Origin of the sequence: Sphingomonas sp. TREG-RG-20F-R18-01 (assembly GCF_022662475.1) — a bacterium.
Lineage (GTDB): Bacteria > Pseudomonadota > Alphaproteobacteria > Sphingomonadales > Sphingomonadaceae > Sphingomonas.
The window spans coordinates 534,415-548,313 of record NZ_JAKNQQ010000002.1; the positions used below are offsets into that span (position 1 = coordinate 534,415).

General features: G+C 65.9%; 14 protein-coding genes. 8 read left to right on the top strand and 6 right to left on the bottom strand.

The genetic code is table 11. The features are described 5' to 3' along the window. Positions 1 to 8: 8 nt before the first annotated feature. From L8K25_RS08035 to L8K25_RS08050, 4 genes are all read right to left on the bottom strand, one after another. Positions 9 to 1,250, bottom strand: a complete 1,242-nt coding sequence (locus L8K25_RS08035; RefSeq protein ID WP_242138365.1) for a DUF3419 family protein — start codon at positions 1,248 to 1,250, stop codon at positions 9 to 11. Between the two features lie 264 nt (positions 1,251 to 1,514). Further along, complete coding sequence (locus L8K25_RS08040) at positions 1,515 to 2,069, bottom strand: fasciclin domain-containing protein (protein WP_242138366.1); 555 nt, start codon at positions 2,067 to 2,069, stop codon at positions 1,515 to 1,517. Between the two features lie 97 nt (positions 2,070 to 2,166). Next, positions 2,167 to 2,919, bottom strand: coding sequence for an anti-sigma factor (locus tag L8K25_RS08045; RefSeq protein ID WP_242138367.1), 753 nt, complete (start codon positions 2,917 to 2,919; stop codon positions 2,167 to 2,169). Continuing rightward, positions 2,916 to 3,485 (bottom strand): sigma-70 family RNA polymerase sigma factor, encoded by a 570-nt coding sequence (locus tag L8K25_RS08050; protein WP_242138740.1) that lies wholly within the window; start codon positions 3,483 to 3,485, stop codon positions 2,916 to 2,918. The genes L8K25_RS08045 and L8K25_RS08050 overlap by 4 nt, the downstream gene beginning before the upstream one ends. A gap of 217 nt (positions 3,486 to 3,702) precedes the next feature. Between L8K25_RS08050 and rpiB the strand changes: the two genes are divergently transcribed. The 5 genes from rpiB to L8K25_RS08075 all read left to right on the top strand — a co-directional run bounded on the left by rpiB (position 3,703) and on the right by L8K25_RS08075 (position 7,531). After that, the gene (gene rpiB / locus L8K25_RS08055; RefSeq protein ID WP_242138368.1) at positions 3,703 to 4,155 is read left to right on the top strand and encodes a ribose 5-phosphate isomerase B; all 453 of its coding nucleotides are present in this window, start codon (positions 3,703 to 3,705) and stop codon (positions 4,153 to 4,155) included. After that, complete coding sequence (gene glyA, locus L8K25_RS08060) at positions 4,152 to 5,468, top strand: serine hydroxymethyltransferase (RefSeq protein WP_242138369.1); 1,317 nt, start codon at positions 4,152 to 4,154, stop codon at positions 5,466 to 5,468. Before rpiB ends, glyA begins: the two co-directional genes overlap by 4 nt. Next, a complete protein-coding gene (gene nrdR, locus L8K25_RS08065) occupies positions 5,469 to 5,939 on the top strand; it encodes a transcriptional regulator NrdR (protein ID WP_010219069.1) in 471 nt (156 codons plus the stop codon). Positions 5,940 to 6,048: 109 nt separating this feature from the next. After that, a complete protein-coding gene (locus L8K25_RS08070; protein WP_242138370.1) occupies positions 6,049 to 7,206 on the top strand; it encodes a TrmH family RNA methyltransferase in 1,158 nt (385 codons plus the stop codon). 70 nt (positions 7,207 to 7,276) lie between these two features. Further along, positions 7,277 to 7,531, top strand: a complete 255-nt coding sequence (locus L8K25_RS08075; protein WP_242138371.1) for a hypothetical protein — start codon at positions 7,277 to 7,279, stop codon at positions 7,529 to 7,531. A 73-nt stretch (positions 7,532 to 7,604) separates the two neighbouring features. Here L8K25_RS08075 and L8K25_RS08080 read toward each other — a convergent pair whose 3' ends face one another. Further along, complete coding sequence (locus L8K25_RS08080; RefSeq protein ID WP_242138372.1) at positions 7,605 to 7,910, bottom strand: chorismate mutase; 306 nt, start codon at positions 7,908 to 7,910, stop codon at positions 7,605 to 7,607. Between the two features lie 211 nt (positions 7,911 to 8,121). Between L8K25_RS08080 and rpsD the strand changes: the two genes are divergently transcribed. Next, the gene (gene rpsD, locus L8K25_RS08085; RefSeq protein WP_010161826.1) at positions 8,122 to 8,736 is read left to right on the top strand and encodes a 30S ribosomal protein S4; all 615 of its coding nucleotides are present in this window, start codon (positions 8,122 to 8,124) and stop codon (positions 8,734 to 8,736) included. Positions 8,737 to 9,060: 324 nt separating this feature from the next. On the opposite strand, the gene L8K25_RS08090 is transcribed toward rpsD, so the two are convergent. Beyond that, positions 9,061 to 11,037 carry a S9 family peptidase gene (locus L8K25_RS08090; protein WP_242138373.1) on the bottom strand — a complete coding sequence of 659 codons (1,977 nt, stop codon included), beginning with the start codon at positions 11,035 to 11,037 and terminating at the stop codon, positions 9,061 to 9,063. A gap of 171 nt (positions 11,038 to 11,208) precedes the next feature. On the opposite strand from L8K25_RS08090, the gene L8K25_RS08095 reads away from it, so the two are divergent. Together L8K25_RS08095 and L8K25_RS08100 are read left to right on the top strand one after the other, a co-directional pair. Next, positions 11,209 to 12,837, top strand: coding sequence for a M28 family metallopeptidase (locus L8K25_RS08095; RefSeq protein WP_242138741.1), 1,629 nt, complete (start codon positions 11,209 to 11,211; stop codon positions 12,835 to 12,837). A 19-nt stretch (positions 12,838 to 12,856) separates the two neighbouring features. Further along, positions 12,857 to 13,831: an agmatine deiminase family protein gene (locus L8K25_RS08100; RefSeq protein ID WP_242138374.1), complete on the top strand. Its 975-nt coding sequence runs from the start codon at positions 12,857 to 12,859 to the stop codon at positions 13,829 to 13,831. Positions 13,832 to 13,899: the final 68 nt, after the last annotated feature.

The window sequence follows — 13,899 nt, forward strand, 5'->3', positions numbered from 1 at the left end:
AGGGTTCGTCACGCCAGAACGTAAAGGTGAACGCCGCCGTAGATCGAGGAGCGATCGCGCTTGGTGTAATCGCGCGATTCCTCGGTGCGATAGTCCCACCGTGCGAGGGTCGCGTCAGGGACACGTCCCGGCAGGATCGTCGGGATGCCGGCGGTGCGGAACAGCACGCGCGCGCCGGGCTTGGCGGTGCGGGTGATCTCGGTCCACAGGTCGGTCAACTGCTCGTCGGTCATCCAGTCCTGCGCGTCGAGCAGGATATAGCGGTCGAGCGTCGCATCGCCCTTGGTCCGCAGATATTCGGTGAAGTTGATGTGGCGCACTTCGATCCGCTCAGCGCGATCGACGATCTCGGCATGGTGGTCGCGCTGCAGATACGGCGGCAGGGGAGCGGCCTCGTCCTTGCCATAGCCACGGCCGAACGCCTGCCAGGCAAAATAATTGTCCTTGATGTCGAAGTCGCAGGCAAGCTTCTCTAGCCGCGCGCGCAAGACGACCGCCATCTTCTCGTTGCCCGCCAGCGCATCATATTGCGCAGGCGGGATACCGAGGCCGAACAGCGACGCCGGCTGGTCGGTGATCCATTTCACGACCGCCTTGTCGAAGAAGGGGGCGAAGTCGCGGTCGAAAATCTCACGCTGCTCCTCGATCGACTTGGCCTCCAGCAGGACCCGCGGGTTCACGCCGTTCAGGCGCGCGAGCAGATGCGCCACGCCGATGAAGTTGCCGAGCAACCCGCGCTTGTAGACGTTTTTCGAAAAGCCGCCGATCCGGCGCCGCCCGATCATGTCGCGCCCTTCCCAATAGGCGAGCGTGGCTTCGTCGAGATGCGGGCGGATGTAGGTGCGATACGCCATCACGTTGGCCCGCGAATTGGCGGTCGCGAAGAAACGATGGAATGCCTCGTAGCTCGGCAGGTGACGCGCCGCGACGAGCTTCAGCTTGTTGAGCGCGATATGGGCGGTGTTGAGGTCGACCGCGGTGATCGCCCGCGGGTTGGCCGTCAGGTACGACAGTACGTTGCACCCGCCCGATGCGATCGTCACGACGTGCGAGTCAGGCGTGATCGCCAGCGCTTCCATGTCGACCGCGGGATCTTCCCAGATCTGCGCATAGACCAACCCGCGAAACGCGAAGGTAAAGGCGCGCTCCAGCAATCCCTGCCTGGACAGATGTTCGTGCCGATGCACCGCGCTTTGCACCGCGGTGTTCTTGGAGGTCGCATTCTTGGGGGACCGAAGCGCGATGGCCATCTCAACACTCTCCTGCCGGATCGCGCGTCGTCCTGGGGCGCGGGCGGCAAGGATGCCGCTACGACGATCTGGTGACGCTTCCATGACGATTTTGTGCGGGGATGAAAAGGACCTGCCGACTAAAGGGGGGCCGGCAGGTCCCTTACAATCATCCGTTCGCCGCAAAGGAGGGGATCCAGCGAACGGGTACGCGCATCGGCTTGGGGCCGAAGCATAGCAAGATACGAACGATTCCGGCTCGGGATGCGTCCAGGCCGAACTTTTTTACGGGAGCATCACCGCGTCGATCACATGGATCACGCCGTTCGACTGCATCACGTTGGCAATCGTGATCTTTCCGCTGTGGCCCTTGGCGTCGGCGATCGTATAGCCCTTGCCCGACTTCATGAAGGTCAGCGTGCCGCCCTGTACGGTGGTGTAGGTTGCCTTGCCCATGTTCGCCTTGATCTTGGCAGCGATGTCGGCGGCGGTAATCGTGCCGGGCACGACATGATAGGTCAGCACCGACGTGAGCATCGCCTTATTCTCTGGCTTGAGCAGCGTGTCGACCGTGCCGGCCGGCAGCTTGGCAAAGGCCGCGTTGGTCGGCGCGAAAACCGTGAAGGGGCCCGGACCCGACAGGGTGTCGACCAGGCCGGCTGCCTTGACCGCTGCGACCAGGGTGGTGTGATGCTTCGAATTGACGGCGTTCTCGACGATGGTCTTGTTGGCGTACATCGCCGCCCCGCCGACCATCGGGTTTGTCGCGGCGCCGGCGAACGATGCGCCGCCGACAGCGATGGCTGCCGCGATGAGCGCGGTTGGAATGATGCGGTTCATGACTGCTCTCCTGTTGCTGCGTCCTTGGCTGGACGCGGCGGGAGATACGGCGGTCGGGGCAGCGTGGATGCGGCGCGCGTCATTGACGTCGCGCGGATCAGACCGGTGCCAGCGCACCCTTGGCGACGACCGGCCCGGTCGGCAGTCCGGTCTTCGACCCGCCGAGCGGTTCGATCGAGACGGCCAGCGTCGCGCCGACCGCGAGATGCCGGCGCACTGCCGGGCTCAGCGTCAAGGCGGTCCCGCCCCGATCCTGCAACAGGCCCAGCGGACGCGGCGTTCCGTCTGCCGGGATCACCCACAATTCCGCGCTGCGATCGGCGCGTGCCAGCGTCGATTCGGTCAGCCGGATCGTGCCGCTGCCCTGATCATAGACGACGGTCATCGGCCCGACCTTGGCGTCCGGTTCGAGCGAAGCGACCAGCGTTGGCTGCGGGGCGGCGACCGGCGCGCTGACGCGCGGCTGCGGAACGGTCGGCAGCGGGACCGGACGGAGCAGCAGGATCGCCAGCAGGCCCACGGCGGCAACGCTGGAGAGCACCGCCAGCGACGGCCAGATCCGGCTGCCGCGCGGCTGGGCGGAAACGACCGTCGGCACGCCGGACACGCGGTCGATCGACCGCTCGATCCGCGGAAGAATGTCGGGAGCCGGGATCTCCGGCCAGAGATCGAACAGCTGTGCGAGATAGCCGCGCCACTGGTCCACGGCGCGGGCGAAACCCGGCTCGGACAGGACACGGCGCGTCGCGGACGCGCGCTCCTCGCCCTCGAGCACACCGAGCGCGAGCTCGGCGGCCATCGTGTCGGGACCTTCGTCGCCCGGCATTTCGGGATGCCGCGAGTCGGTCATCGTTCGAGGCACTCGCGCAGTCGGGCGAGGCCGCGACGCACCCAGCTCTTCATCGTTCCCAGCGGAACGCTCTGGCGCTCGGCGAGCTCGGCGTAAGTGACGCCGTCGAAGAATGCGGTGTGGATTGCGCCGCGCTGGCGCTCCTCGAGTGTTTCGAGGCATTCGCGCAGCAGATGATGCTGCTCGTCATCGAGCATCGTGGCGCTGGCGAGCGGCGCGGTGTCGATGATCGGTGGAGCGTCCTCGATCGGGGTTGCGCGACGAACCTTCTGGGCGCGTTGCCAGTCGATCGCGCGATTGCGCGCGATCGTGGCAAGCCATGTGATCGGGCTGGCGCGTGCGGGCTCATAGGCCCCGGCGCGCTTCCAGATCGTGAGGTATACGTCGTGCAACACGTCTTCCGCTGCCTGCCTTTCGCCGCAGATACGGTAGCAGATCCCGAAAAGCTTCGCCGAGGTCAGCGAATACAGGTCACGGAACGCCGCCCGGTCTTCCTCTCCGGTACGGAGCAGGACCTCGACCAGTCGCGCCCGCGCCGCCGCTTCAGGGGAGACGCCACCCGGCACCGGGGCCGAATAGGGGGCTGCTGCAGCATCGGGCGGGAAATCCGTCACAGCTCAGATGCCTACCCCGGCAGCGGGCGGCCCGCAATCGTTCGTCGCGGCGGAGCGGCGATTTGTGTCGGTATCTGCGGTTCGCTGTGGCATTTTGGCAGGCGCATCGGTATGGCGCAGCCAACGACCTGCCCCGCCGCGGGGGCCTTTTTGAGGGAGCGCGCCCAGCTTGCGCATTGCCATCGCCTCCGATCACGCCGCCTTCGCGCTCAAGCGCGGGTTGTCCATTTGGCTTGCCGAGCAGGGCCACGATGTGCTCGACCTTGGCCCGGATAGTGATGCGCGGGTCGATTATCCCGATTATGGCTATGCGCTCGCGGACGCGGTCGCATCCGGCGATGCGGAGCGCGGGGTCGCCTTGTGCGGCTCGGGCATCGGCATCTCGATCGCGGTCAACCGCAACCCGGCAGTGCGCTGCGCTTTGGTGTCCGAGCCTTTGTCCGCTGCGCTTGCGCGCGAGCATAACGATGCCGATGTTCTGGCAATGGGCGCGCGGCTCGTCGGCGAGGACATGGCGCGCGCGTGCATCTCCGCCTTTCTTGCCACCGATTTCGCCGGTGGCCGTCATCAACCGCGCGTCGACAAGCTCGGCGCCCCCGCCTTCGTGAGAGAACCGGCATGAGCACCAACCCCACCCAGCTGCACGACGTCCAGCCCGACGGCTTCTTCACGCAATGCCTCGCCGACGCCGATGCCGCCGTCTTCGGCGCGATCGCGCACGAGTTGACGCGCGAGCAGACCCAGATCGAGCTGATCGCGAGCGAGAACATCGTCTCCAAGGCGGTGTTGCAGGCGCAGGGCTCGGTCTTCACCAACAAGTACGCCGAGGGCTATCCGGGCAAGCGCTACTATCAGGGCTGCGCGCCGTCCGACGAAGTCGAGCAGCTTGCGATCGACCGCGCCAAGGCGCTGTTCGATTGCGCCTATGTCAACGTCCAGCCGCATTCGGGCGCGCAGGCGAACGGCGCGGTGATGCTGGCGCTGGTCAAGCCGGGCGAGACGATCCTCGGCATGAGCCTCGATGCAGGCGGGCATCTGACGCACGGCGCGCGCGCGGCGATGTCGGGCAAGTGGTTCAATGCCGTGCAGTACGGCGTCGATCCGGTCAGCCATCTGATCGACTTCGACGAGGTCGCGGCCTTGGCGCGCGAGCACAAGCCCAAGCTGATCATCGCGGGCGGCTCGGCCTATCCGCGCCAGATTGATTTCGCCAAGTTCCGCGCGATTGCGGATGAGATCGGCGCGTATTTCCTCGTCGACATGGCGCATTTCTCGGGGCTGGTCGCCGCCGGGCTGCATCCGTCGCCGCTGCCGCACGCGCATGTCGTCACCACGACCACGCACAAGACGCTGCGCGGCCCGCGCGGCGGGATGATCCTCAGCAATGACGAGGCGCTCGGCAAGAAATTCAACTCGGCGGTGTTCCCGGGGCTCCAGGGTGGCCCGCTGATGCACGTCATCGCAGCGAAGGCGGTCGCGTTCGGCGAGGCGCTCCAGCCCGGCTACAAGAGCTACATCGCCGCGGTGATCGAGAACGCCAAGATCCTCGCCGCGACGCTGAAGGAGCGCGGCGCGGAGGTCGTCTCGGGCGGCACCGACACACATCTCGCGCTGATCGACCTGACGCCGCTGGGCGTGACCGGCAAGGACGCCGACGAGGCGCTCGAGCGCGCCGGAATTACCTGTAACAAGAACGGCATCCCCAACGATCCGCTCCCGCCGACCAAGACCAGCGGGATCCGTGTCGGCTCGCCCGCCGGCACGACGCGCGGGTTCGGCCCCGCCGAGTTCCGCGAGATCGGCAACATGGTCGCCGACGTGCTCGGCGGGCTTCGTACCCACGGCGAGCATGGCGACCGGCAGGTCGAGGCGAATGTCCGTGAACGCGTCCGCACCTTGTGCGCGCGCTTCCCGATCTATCCCGAGGGCATGTGATTGCGCTGTCCGTTCTGCGGCCATGAAGACAGCCAGGTAAAGGATTCGCGCCCGACCGAAGATGCGGGCGCGATCCGGCGGCGGCGGCAATGCGAGGGCTGCGGCGCGCGCTTCACCACGTTCGAGCGGATCCAGCTGCGCGAACTGACCGTGGTGAAGAGCGAAGGGGCGGGCCTGAAGCGCGAGCCGTTCGACCGCGAGAAGCTGCTGCGCTCGGTCTCGATCGCGGCGCGCAAGCGGCCGATCGAGGCGGTGCAGCTCGAGAAACTGGTGTCGGGAATCCAGCGCCAGCTCGAGACGCTCGGCGAGAACGAAGTGCGTTCGGGACGGATCGGCGAGATGGTGATGGAGGGGCTGAAGGGCCTCGACTCGGTCGCCTACATCCGGTTCGCGAGCGTCTACAAGGACTTCCGCGAGGCGCGCGACTTCGAGGAATTTGCGGGGAATGTGAGCGAGGTGGGGAAGGGGTAGGGGACGGAGCGTTTGCCTCTGCTTTCATCCCCGGTTTCGCCCACTTCCGTTCGTCCCGAGTAGCGGCTGAGCGAAGGCGAAGACGCGTATCGAAGGACAGGGCCGCACGATGAGCTTCTGGGTCTACATTCTACGCTGTGGCGACGGCAGCTATTATACCGGGCACACCGACAACCTCGAGGGCCGCATCGGGCAACATCAGTCCGGTACAATTGAAGGCTATACGCAGATGCGCCGACCCGTTGTACTGGCGTGGTCGCAGGATTTTCCCTCGCGGATCGAGGCGCTTGAGGCTGAGCGCCAGATCAAAGGGTGGACACGGGTAAAGAAGGAAGCGTTGATGCGTTCGGACTGGCAGGCGCTGCATGAGGCCGCGATACCGCCCGCGGAGAGGGCCCTTCGACTTCGCTCAGGGCGAACGGAAGAAGGGGAGAGCGCGACAAAAACGGATGAGCAGGTGAGTGCCGTTCCGATGGACACTTCTTCTTCCGTTCATGCTGAGCGAAGTCGAAGCACCGCCCCAAGCGAAACGCCCGAAACCGCGCTCGCCCCACCCCCCGTCCTGATCCTCGTCCGTCCCCAGCTCGGCGAGAACATCGGGAAGGCCGCGCGCGCGATGCTCAATTTCGGGCTGACCGAGCTGCGCCTCGTCGCCCCGCGCGACGGCTGGCCCAATCCCGGCGCGGGCCCCGCCGCCTCGGGTGCGGATATCGTGCTCGAACAGGCGCAGGTGTTCGAAACCGTCGCCGACGCGATCGCCGATTGCGCGCATGTCTATGCCACCACCGTGCGCAAGCGCGGCATCACCAAGCCCGTGCTCACCCCCGAAGCCGCCGCGCAGGCGATCCACGCCACCTCGGGCCGCTCGGCGATCCTGTTCGGGCCTGAACGCTCGGGGCTCGAGACCGACGACGTCGCGGTCGCGCGCACGATCATCACCGTGCCGATCAACCCCGAGTTCGGCTCGCTCAACCTCGCGCAGGCGGTGATCCTGGTCGCGTACGAATGGTCCAAGGGCGTCGCGCTCGCGAGCCCGCCCGAAGTCGACATGCCGCTCCCCGCGCCGCAGGAGGAGCTCGACGGGATGATCGCGCAGCTCGATGCGATGCTCGAGGACAGCGACTTCTTCTTCCCACCCGCGCGGACGCCGGTGACCAGGCGGACCTTGCGGACGTTGCTGACAAAACCGGGTTGGTCGACGCAGGAGGTGCGGACGATGCGCGGGGTGTTGAGTTCTCTGGCAGGAAAGAAGCCACGCGGAACTTGAAGCAATACGCCCGGTCCGGTATTGCGGCGCAGCACCAACGGCAAAGTACGGTGCTGAGCATCCGGGGGGAATGATGAAGACGCTACTTGCCACTTTACTTTTGTGTGCGCCGATCACGGCACAGGCGACGGAGCCTCAGTCTTCCGACAAGACCGCCGAAGGTGACAAGAAGATCTGCCGCTCGGAAGAGGTTACGGGCTCGCTGTTCCCGAAGCGCGTGTGCCGTAGCAAAGCGGAATGGGCGACGATCAGTGCTCAGCGGCAGGTTTTGACCGATCGGCTGCGCGATCAGAAATATGTCGGGGCGGCAGACGTCGCGCGCTGATCCTCGGCATGGGCGTTAGCGGCGCCGGCGCGTAAGCGTCCCGCGCGCGACGACCCTGAGGCGAACGCGCGGGCTAGCGCTGGTCGAAGGCGCGCAATTCATAGGCGATCGACGCTTCGACCAGCTGCTCCCACAGATCGGCGACGATCTGCTCGGGGACGCCCGACGCGCGCGCTTCGGCGCAGGCGTTGGCGATCACCTGCGTCTTGCGCGCTTCGTCCCGCACTGCGCCACGCTCGGGTTTGATGCGGGCGGCGGCATCCATATAGGCGAAGCGCCGCGCCAGCAGCGCGACCAGCTCGCGGTCGAGCGCGTCCACGCCGGCGCGAACGTCGGCCATGGTGATGCAGTCGGCGCCGGGAAGGATCGGATCGGTCATGCCAAGCCCTTGGCGCGGCATCGCGACGCTGTCCAGCTTGACTCACGCCGCATCCCCCGCTACCCGCCCGCCTTCGCAAAAGGCCCCGCACCCCGGTGAAGCGGTGGCCCCGACCAGACCCTTGGGTCAGGCGGAGCGATGACCGGGTATCGATCAGCAAAGCGTACTCCGCGGCGCTGGTCTTGTTATTGGCACTTGCAAGGAATTCATCATGTCGAAGCGTAGCAGCGCAAAGTACAAGCTCGATCGCCGGATGGGCGAGAACATCTGGGGTCGTCCCAAGTCGCCCGTCAACAAGCGCGAATACGGCCCCGGCCAGCACGGCCAGCGCCGCAAGGGCAAGGTCTCGGACTTCGGCATCCAGCTCCGCGCCAAGCAGAAGCTCAAGGGCTATTATGGCGACGTGACCGAGAAGCAGTTCCGCGCCTGCTACACCGAGGCAGCGCGCATGAAGGGCGACACCGGCCAGAACCTGATCGGCCTGCTCGAGCAGCGTCTCGACATGATCGTGTATCGCGCGAAGTTCGCCCCGACCGTCTGGGCAGCACGTCAGCTCGTTTCGCACGGCCACGTCCGCGTCAACGGCGTGAAGTGCAACATCGCATCGCGTCGCTGCTTCGTCGGTGACGAGATCACGCTGGGCGATAAGGCCAAGGAAATGGCGCTGGTGCTCGAAGCGCAGCAGCTCGCCGAGCGCGACATCCCCGATTACGTCGCTCCGGACGGCGCGGCCAAGGTCACCTTCACGCGGGTTCCGTCGCTCGACGAAGTGCCGTATCCGGTGAAGATGGAACCGAACCTCGTGGTCGAGTTCTACTCGCGCTGATGACGCGGATTAGCCTTGGCTAATCCGGACATCCCGCGCGAGCGGCCGGCGGGGCACCGCCCCGTCCGACGACGTGGCTTTGCCACGGCGCGGTTCGAGACAAAAAAGGGCGGTCCCACTGGGGCCGCCCTTTTTTGTTGATGTCCACCCCAGCCCGTTCGCCCTGAGCGCAGTCGAAGGGCCGCGCGCGCACAGGCCAAGGCGCGTGGGGAGAGGGGGCTTCGACTACGCTCAGCCCGAACGGATTCGAGTTCGTTCAGCTCAAACGGCTTCGACGTCGCTGGGCCCGGACGGATGGGGGTGGGGGCAGCCTGAAACTCGCCCCTACTGGATCCCCATTTTCTCCCGCAGGAACAGGTCGCTCCGGTCGAGCATCGCGGTTCGCGCCTCGCTGTCGTCGAGCTGGTGGCTGAGACCCTTGAACTCGATCAGTTCGACCGACTTGCCCGCGCTGCGCAGCCGACTTGCCATCATCCGCGATTCGCTGATGCCGACATTCTGGTCCATGTCGCCGTGGAACATCAAAACGGGCGCGGTGATCTTCGCGGCGTTTTGCGCAGGCGATCCCTCACGCACGTGCGGTCCCTTGCCGATGAACGCATCGACCAGATAATAGTCCTGGAAGTCGTCGTGCTCGTGGCGGAGCGTATCCAGGTCGGTGACCGGTGCGATGGCGATGATCGCCTTGAACAGGGCCGGATCGAGCACGGCGGATTGCAGGGCTGCATAACCACCATAGGACCAGCCGACGATCGCCAGCGTGCTCGGCGCGGCAATCCCCTGCTTGACCAACCAGCGCCCGCCATCGTTCACGTCGCCGATCGCGGTACGCCACGACTTGAAGCCGTTTTCCTTGAACCACCCCTCGCCGTAACCGGTCGAGCCACGGTAATTGGGCTGGAGCACGACGTAGCCGCGCGCAGCGAAGAATTGCGCCAGCCAGTCGAACCCCCATTCGTCGCGCGCGCCGGGTCCACCATGTGGCATGACGATCGCCGGAAGGTTGCTGCCGGGTTTGCCGACTGGCATCGTAAGGTACGCCGGGATCGGCGTGCCATCGGCAGCGGGGAAGGTGATCGCCTTGACCGGAGCGAGCGTCATGCCGTCGAGCGGCGGGCGCGCGCGCAGCAAGCCGTCGAGGTGCCGAGTCTTTTTGTCGAACAGCATATATTCGCCCGGGTCGACGTCGCTGCCAGTCCACAGCAGCAGCTTCGATTCATCGGCGCTGGCATCGACGAATTGCACCAGAGGCCGTTCTGGCATCGCCTTGGCGAGGCTGATGCCGAGCTTTTTCAATTCCGGATCGAAGAATTCGACCTGCCGTCGATCGGTGACGTAGCTGACGCCGACGACGCGGTGGCGGCGGCCGATCCGGATCAGTCCGGCCAGATCGACATCGGGTCGTGCAAACACGAGCTCGCGCTTCAGACTGCCATCGAGGGCGACCTTGAACAGGGCGTTGCGTCCATCCTGGGCATCGAAGCCATAAGCGACATCCAGCGTGGGATCGACGGCATAGGGATCGAAGCCATGTTCGGTCTGGGAATCGCCGCTCACCGTACTGAGCGGCAGCCAGCCCGTCTGGCCCTGCTTGCGATACTGATAGACGGTGCGGCCGTCGCTATACCCGTTGCCCCGGGTTGGCCGCAAACCCATGATGCGAACCGTCCCCAGCCCGTCGGCAATGTACTCTTTGGCGGTCTCGCGTGGCTTTTCGATGGTTTGACGGCGTAGCGTGACAGGGTCGACGCGTTCTACCCCCATGCCTTCGGCGGCCCCCGAGATATGTGTGCCCGTATCGGCGGTCGGCACGAATTGACGGGTCATCAGGACCGAATTGCCCGTCGGGTCCCCCTGCCAGTCGATCACATGACCGCCATTTTGCATGATTCCGAGCGCCTGGAACGAATCGTGGACACTCAGCATCTTCATGTCCTTGCCGTCGGCACCGACCGTGACGAGGCGATCGAAGCCGATCATATCGCGAATCCGGCCGGTCGTGACGCTGACCCCGCAGATCAGCCGATTGCTGTTGGCCCATTCGCAATAATCGACCTGTTCCTTCTCCCCGCTCGACGCCAGGAGGGCCGCTGGAGGCGCCGAGCCGTCGATCGTGAAGACCAGCGCGCGCACCCCGCGTTTTGCATCCGACAGTAACGCAACGAAGCGCTTTCCGTCCGGGGACAGGCTGACCTGTTGTACTTCCTCGCGCGCACCGAATTTCCGCGCGGCGTCGCTCGCAGCATAGCCCGGCGTGGCGGTGCAGCAGACACACGCGGCCAAGATGAATTGCTTCAACATCCCCTATTCTCCCCCTGCCGGACGATAATCACGGGTTTCAAATCTGCCAAGGGACTTGACGCGGTCCAGTTGCGTGGTTTGCCGGGGGATGCCAGAACGGTGGTTCGCAACGGGGGCACCGGATTGATGAACAGTTTCAAAACACTGGGCTATGGTCTCGCACTGAGCACCATGCCAGGGCTCGCGCAGCCAGTTGCGGCGCAGTCCGCCAGGCCAGTGCCTGCCATCTCGGTCGAAACGCTGAAGGACGTAACCAAGACACTGTCGTCCGATGCGTTCGAAGGCCGCAAGCCGACCACGCCGGGCGAGACCAAGGCGACCGAGTACATCGTCGAACGCTTCAAGGCGGCGGGGCTCAAGCCCGGCAACGACGGCAAGTGGTTCCAGGACGTGCCCCTGGTCGAGCTGACCGCGACCAACGTCACCCCGATGACGTTCAAGGGCGGCAAGACCCCGGTCAGCTTCGCCTATCGGAGCGACATGGTGCTCGCGACCTACCGCGTGACCCCGAAGATCGACCTGAAGGACAGCCCGGTTGTGTTCGTCGGCTACGGCATCACCGCGCCAGAGCGTGGGTGGGATGATTATGCGGGCGTCGACGTGCGCGGCAAGACGGTCGTCATCCTGGTCAACGATCCCGACTGGCAGACCCCGACCAACACCGGCCTCTTCGAAGGCCGTGCGATGACCTATTACGGCCGCTGGACCTACAAGTTCGAGGAAGCCGCCCGCCACGGGGCCGCTGCCGCGCTGATCGTCCACGAGACCGCGCCCGCCGCTTATGGCTGGGGCGTCGTCCAGTCGAGCTGGACCGGGCCGCAGCTCGAGCTCGACGAGAAGGGCGACCATGCCGACCAGAGCCAGGCGATCGGCTGGATCCAGCTCGACAAGGCGCGCGCCCTGTTCGCGAGCGCGGGGCAGGACTTCGATGCGCTCAACACGGCCGCGAAGGGCAAGGGGTTCAAGGCGGTGCCGCTAGGCGTGACCGCGTCGGCGTCGTTCGACACCACGATCAAGCGGCAGGCGTCGAAGAACGTCGTCGGCATCCTGCCCGGCAAGCCCGCCGCGCAGGGCGGGGCGCCGGGCGAGTACGTCTTCTACACCGCGCATTGGGATCATCTCGGGCGCTGCGACCCGGTCGATGGCGACAATATCTGCAATGGCGCGCTGGACAATGCCAGCGGGGTCGCCGGGCTGGTCGCGCTTGCCGAGGCGAGCACCAAGGCGGGGCCGACGCGGCGCTCGACCGTGTTCCTCGCGGTGACCTGCGAGGAGTGCGGGCTGCTCGGTTCGCGCTATTATGCCGAGCATCCGATCTACCCGATGGCGCAGACCGTCGGCGGCGTGAACATGGACGGGCTCAACGTCGTCGGTCGCGCGAAGGATTTCGTCGTGGCGGGCGCGGGCAAGTCCGAGCTCGAGGACATGATGAAGACGCTCGTGATCGAGCAAGGCCGGGTGGTGAAGCCCGACCCCAATCCCGAGCGCGGGAGCTACTTCCGCTCCGACCATTTCGCTTTCGCGCGGCAAGGCGTGCCGATGTTCGACGGCAAATCGGGGGAGGATCTGCGCGTCGGCGGCACCGCGGCTGGCCATGCCGCGACCGAGGACTATATCGTGCATCGCTATCACAAGCCGCAGGACGAATATAATGCGGCGTGGGACTGGTCGGGGGCGGTCGAGGACCTGACGCTCTATTACGGTCTCGGCCGTGAATTGGCGGATGGGACGCGCTGGCCGAACTGGTACAGCACCGCCGAATTCCGCGCGATTCGCGACAAGAGCCGCGCGGGCAAGTAAACACAGGAACGTTTGAAGCATGACACGCGCCGTCCCGCCCGCCGAATGGGCCCCGCACTCCGCAGTCTGGATCGGCTTCCCGAGCCATCCCGAATTGTGGGTCGAAGACCTCGAGCCCGCGCGGACCGAAGTGGTCGCGTTCGCGCGCGCGGTCCATGCCGAGGGGCGGGGCGAGCGCGTCCTGCTCGTCGCGGCGGATGACGAGGCGGCGACCGCCGCGCGCGCGATGGCGGGCGATTTCGCCGAGATCGTGGTCGAATCGTTCGGCGACATCTGGTTGCGCGACACCGCGCCGATCCTGTTGTCGGACGGCAGCGCGCGGGATTTCGCCTTCAATGGCTGGGGCGGGAAATACGATTTGCCGGGGGATAGCGACATCGGGCGGCGGCTCGCCGAGGACAGGCAGATCGCGGTCGAAAGTTGCGACTGGGTGCTCGAGGGCGGCGCGGTCGATGGCGACGGGACCGGGTTGCTCGTCACCACCCGGCAATGCCTGTTCAACCCGAACCGCAACCCGGCGCTGGACCAGGCACAGATCGAGCAGCGGCTCCACGACGATCTCGGCTTCTCGCAAATCCTGTGGCTCGGCGACGGGCTCATGCACGACCATACCGACGGGCATGTCGACAATCTCGCGCGCTTCGTCGCGCCAGGGGTGCTCGCGATTCCGGAGGCCGCGGACAACGACCCCAACTGGCTGGTCTATCAACACGCCGCTGCCGCCGCCGCCGAGATGCCGGGGATCGAACTGGTGCGCATTCCCTCGCCGGGCCGGGTTCTTCGCGACGAGGAGATCGTGCCCGCGAGCTACATGAACTTCTACATCGGCAATGCCGCGGTGGTCGTGCCCTTGTACGGCGCGCCCAATGATGCGGCGGCGGTCGCGGCGCTCGAAAAGCTGTTCCCGGGGCGCGACGTGGTCGGCCTGCGCGCGGATGCGATACTCACCGGCGGCGGCAGCTTCCACTGCATCTCGCAGCAGATTCCGGGGTAGGGGGGCTTCCCCCCAACCTCCCGTTCGTTTCGAGCGCAGTCGAGAAACCTGCGCTGTGCCGGGTTTCT

What these genes read in the sequence shown, in the direction of transcription:
- L8K25_RS08035 (WP_242138365.1), bottom strand. Translation starts at nt 1,250, where the DNA reads ATGGCCATCGCGCTTCGGTCCCCCAAGAATGCGACCTCCAAGAACACC.
- L8K25_RS08040 (WP_242138366.1), bottom strand. Translation starts at nt 2,069, where the DNA reads ATGAACCGCATCATTCCAACCGCGCTCATCGCGGCAGCCATCGCTGTC.
- L8K25_RS08045 (WP_242138367.1), bottom strand. Translation starts at nt 2,919, where the DNA reads ATGACCGACTCGCGGCATCCCGAAATGCCGGGCGACGAAGGTCCCGAC.
- glyA (WP_242138369.1), top strand. Translation starts at nt 4,152, where the DNA reads ATGAGCACCAACCCCACCCAGCTGCACGACGTCCAGCCCGACGGCTTC.
- L8K25_RS08070 (WP_242138370.1), top strand. Translation starts at nt 6,049, where the DNA reads ATGAGCTTCTGGGTCTACATTCTACGCTGTGGCGACGGCAGCTATTAT.
- L8K25_RS08075 (WP_242138371.1), top strand. Translation starts at nt 7,277, where the DNA reads ATGATGAAGACGCTACTTGCCACTTTACTTTTGTGTGCGCCGATCACG.
- L8K25_RS08080 (WP_242138372.1), bottom strand. Translation starts at nt 7,910, where the DNA reads ATGACCGATCCGATCCTTCCCGGCGCCGACTGCATCACCATGGCCGAC.
- rpsD (WP_010161826.1), top strand. Translation starts at nt 8,122, where the DNA reads ATGTCGAAGCGTAGCAGCGCAAAGTACAAGCTCGATCGCCGGATGGGC.
- L8K25_RS08090 (WP_242138373.1), bottom strand. Translation starts at nt 11,037, where the DNA reads ATGTTGAAGCAATTCATCTTGGCCGCGTGTGTCTGCTGCACCGCCACG.
- L8K25_RS08095 (WP_242138741.1), top strand. Translation starts at nt 11,209, where the DNA reads ATGCCAGGGCTCGCGCAGCCAGTTGCGGCGCAGTCCGCCAGGCCAGTG.
- L8K25_RS08100 (WP_242138374.1), top strand. Translation starts at nt 12,857, where the DNA reads ATGACACGCGCCGTCCCGCCCGCCGAATGGGCCCCGCACTCCGCAGTC.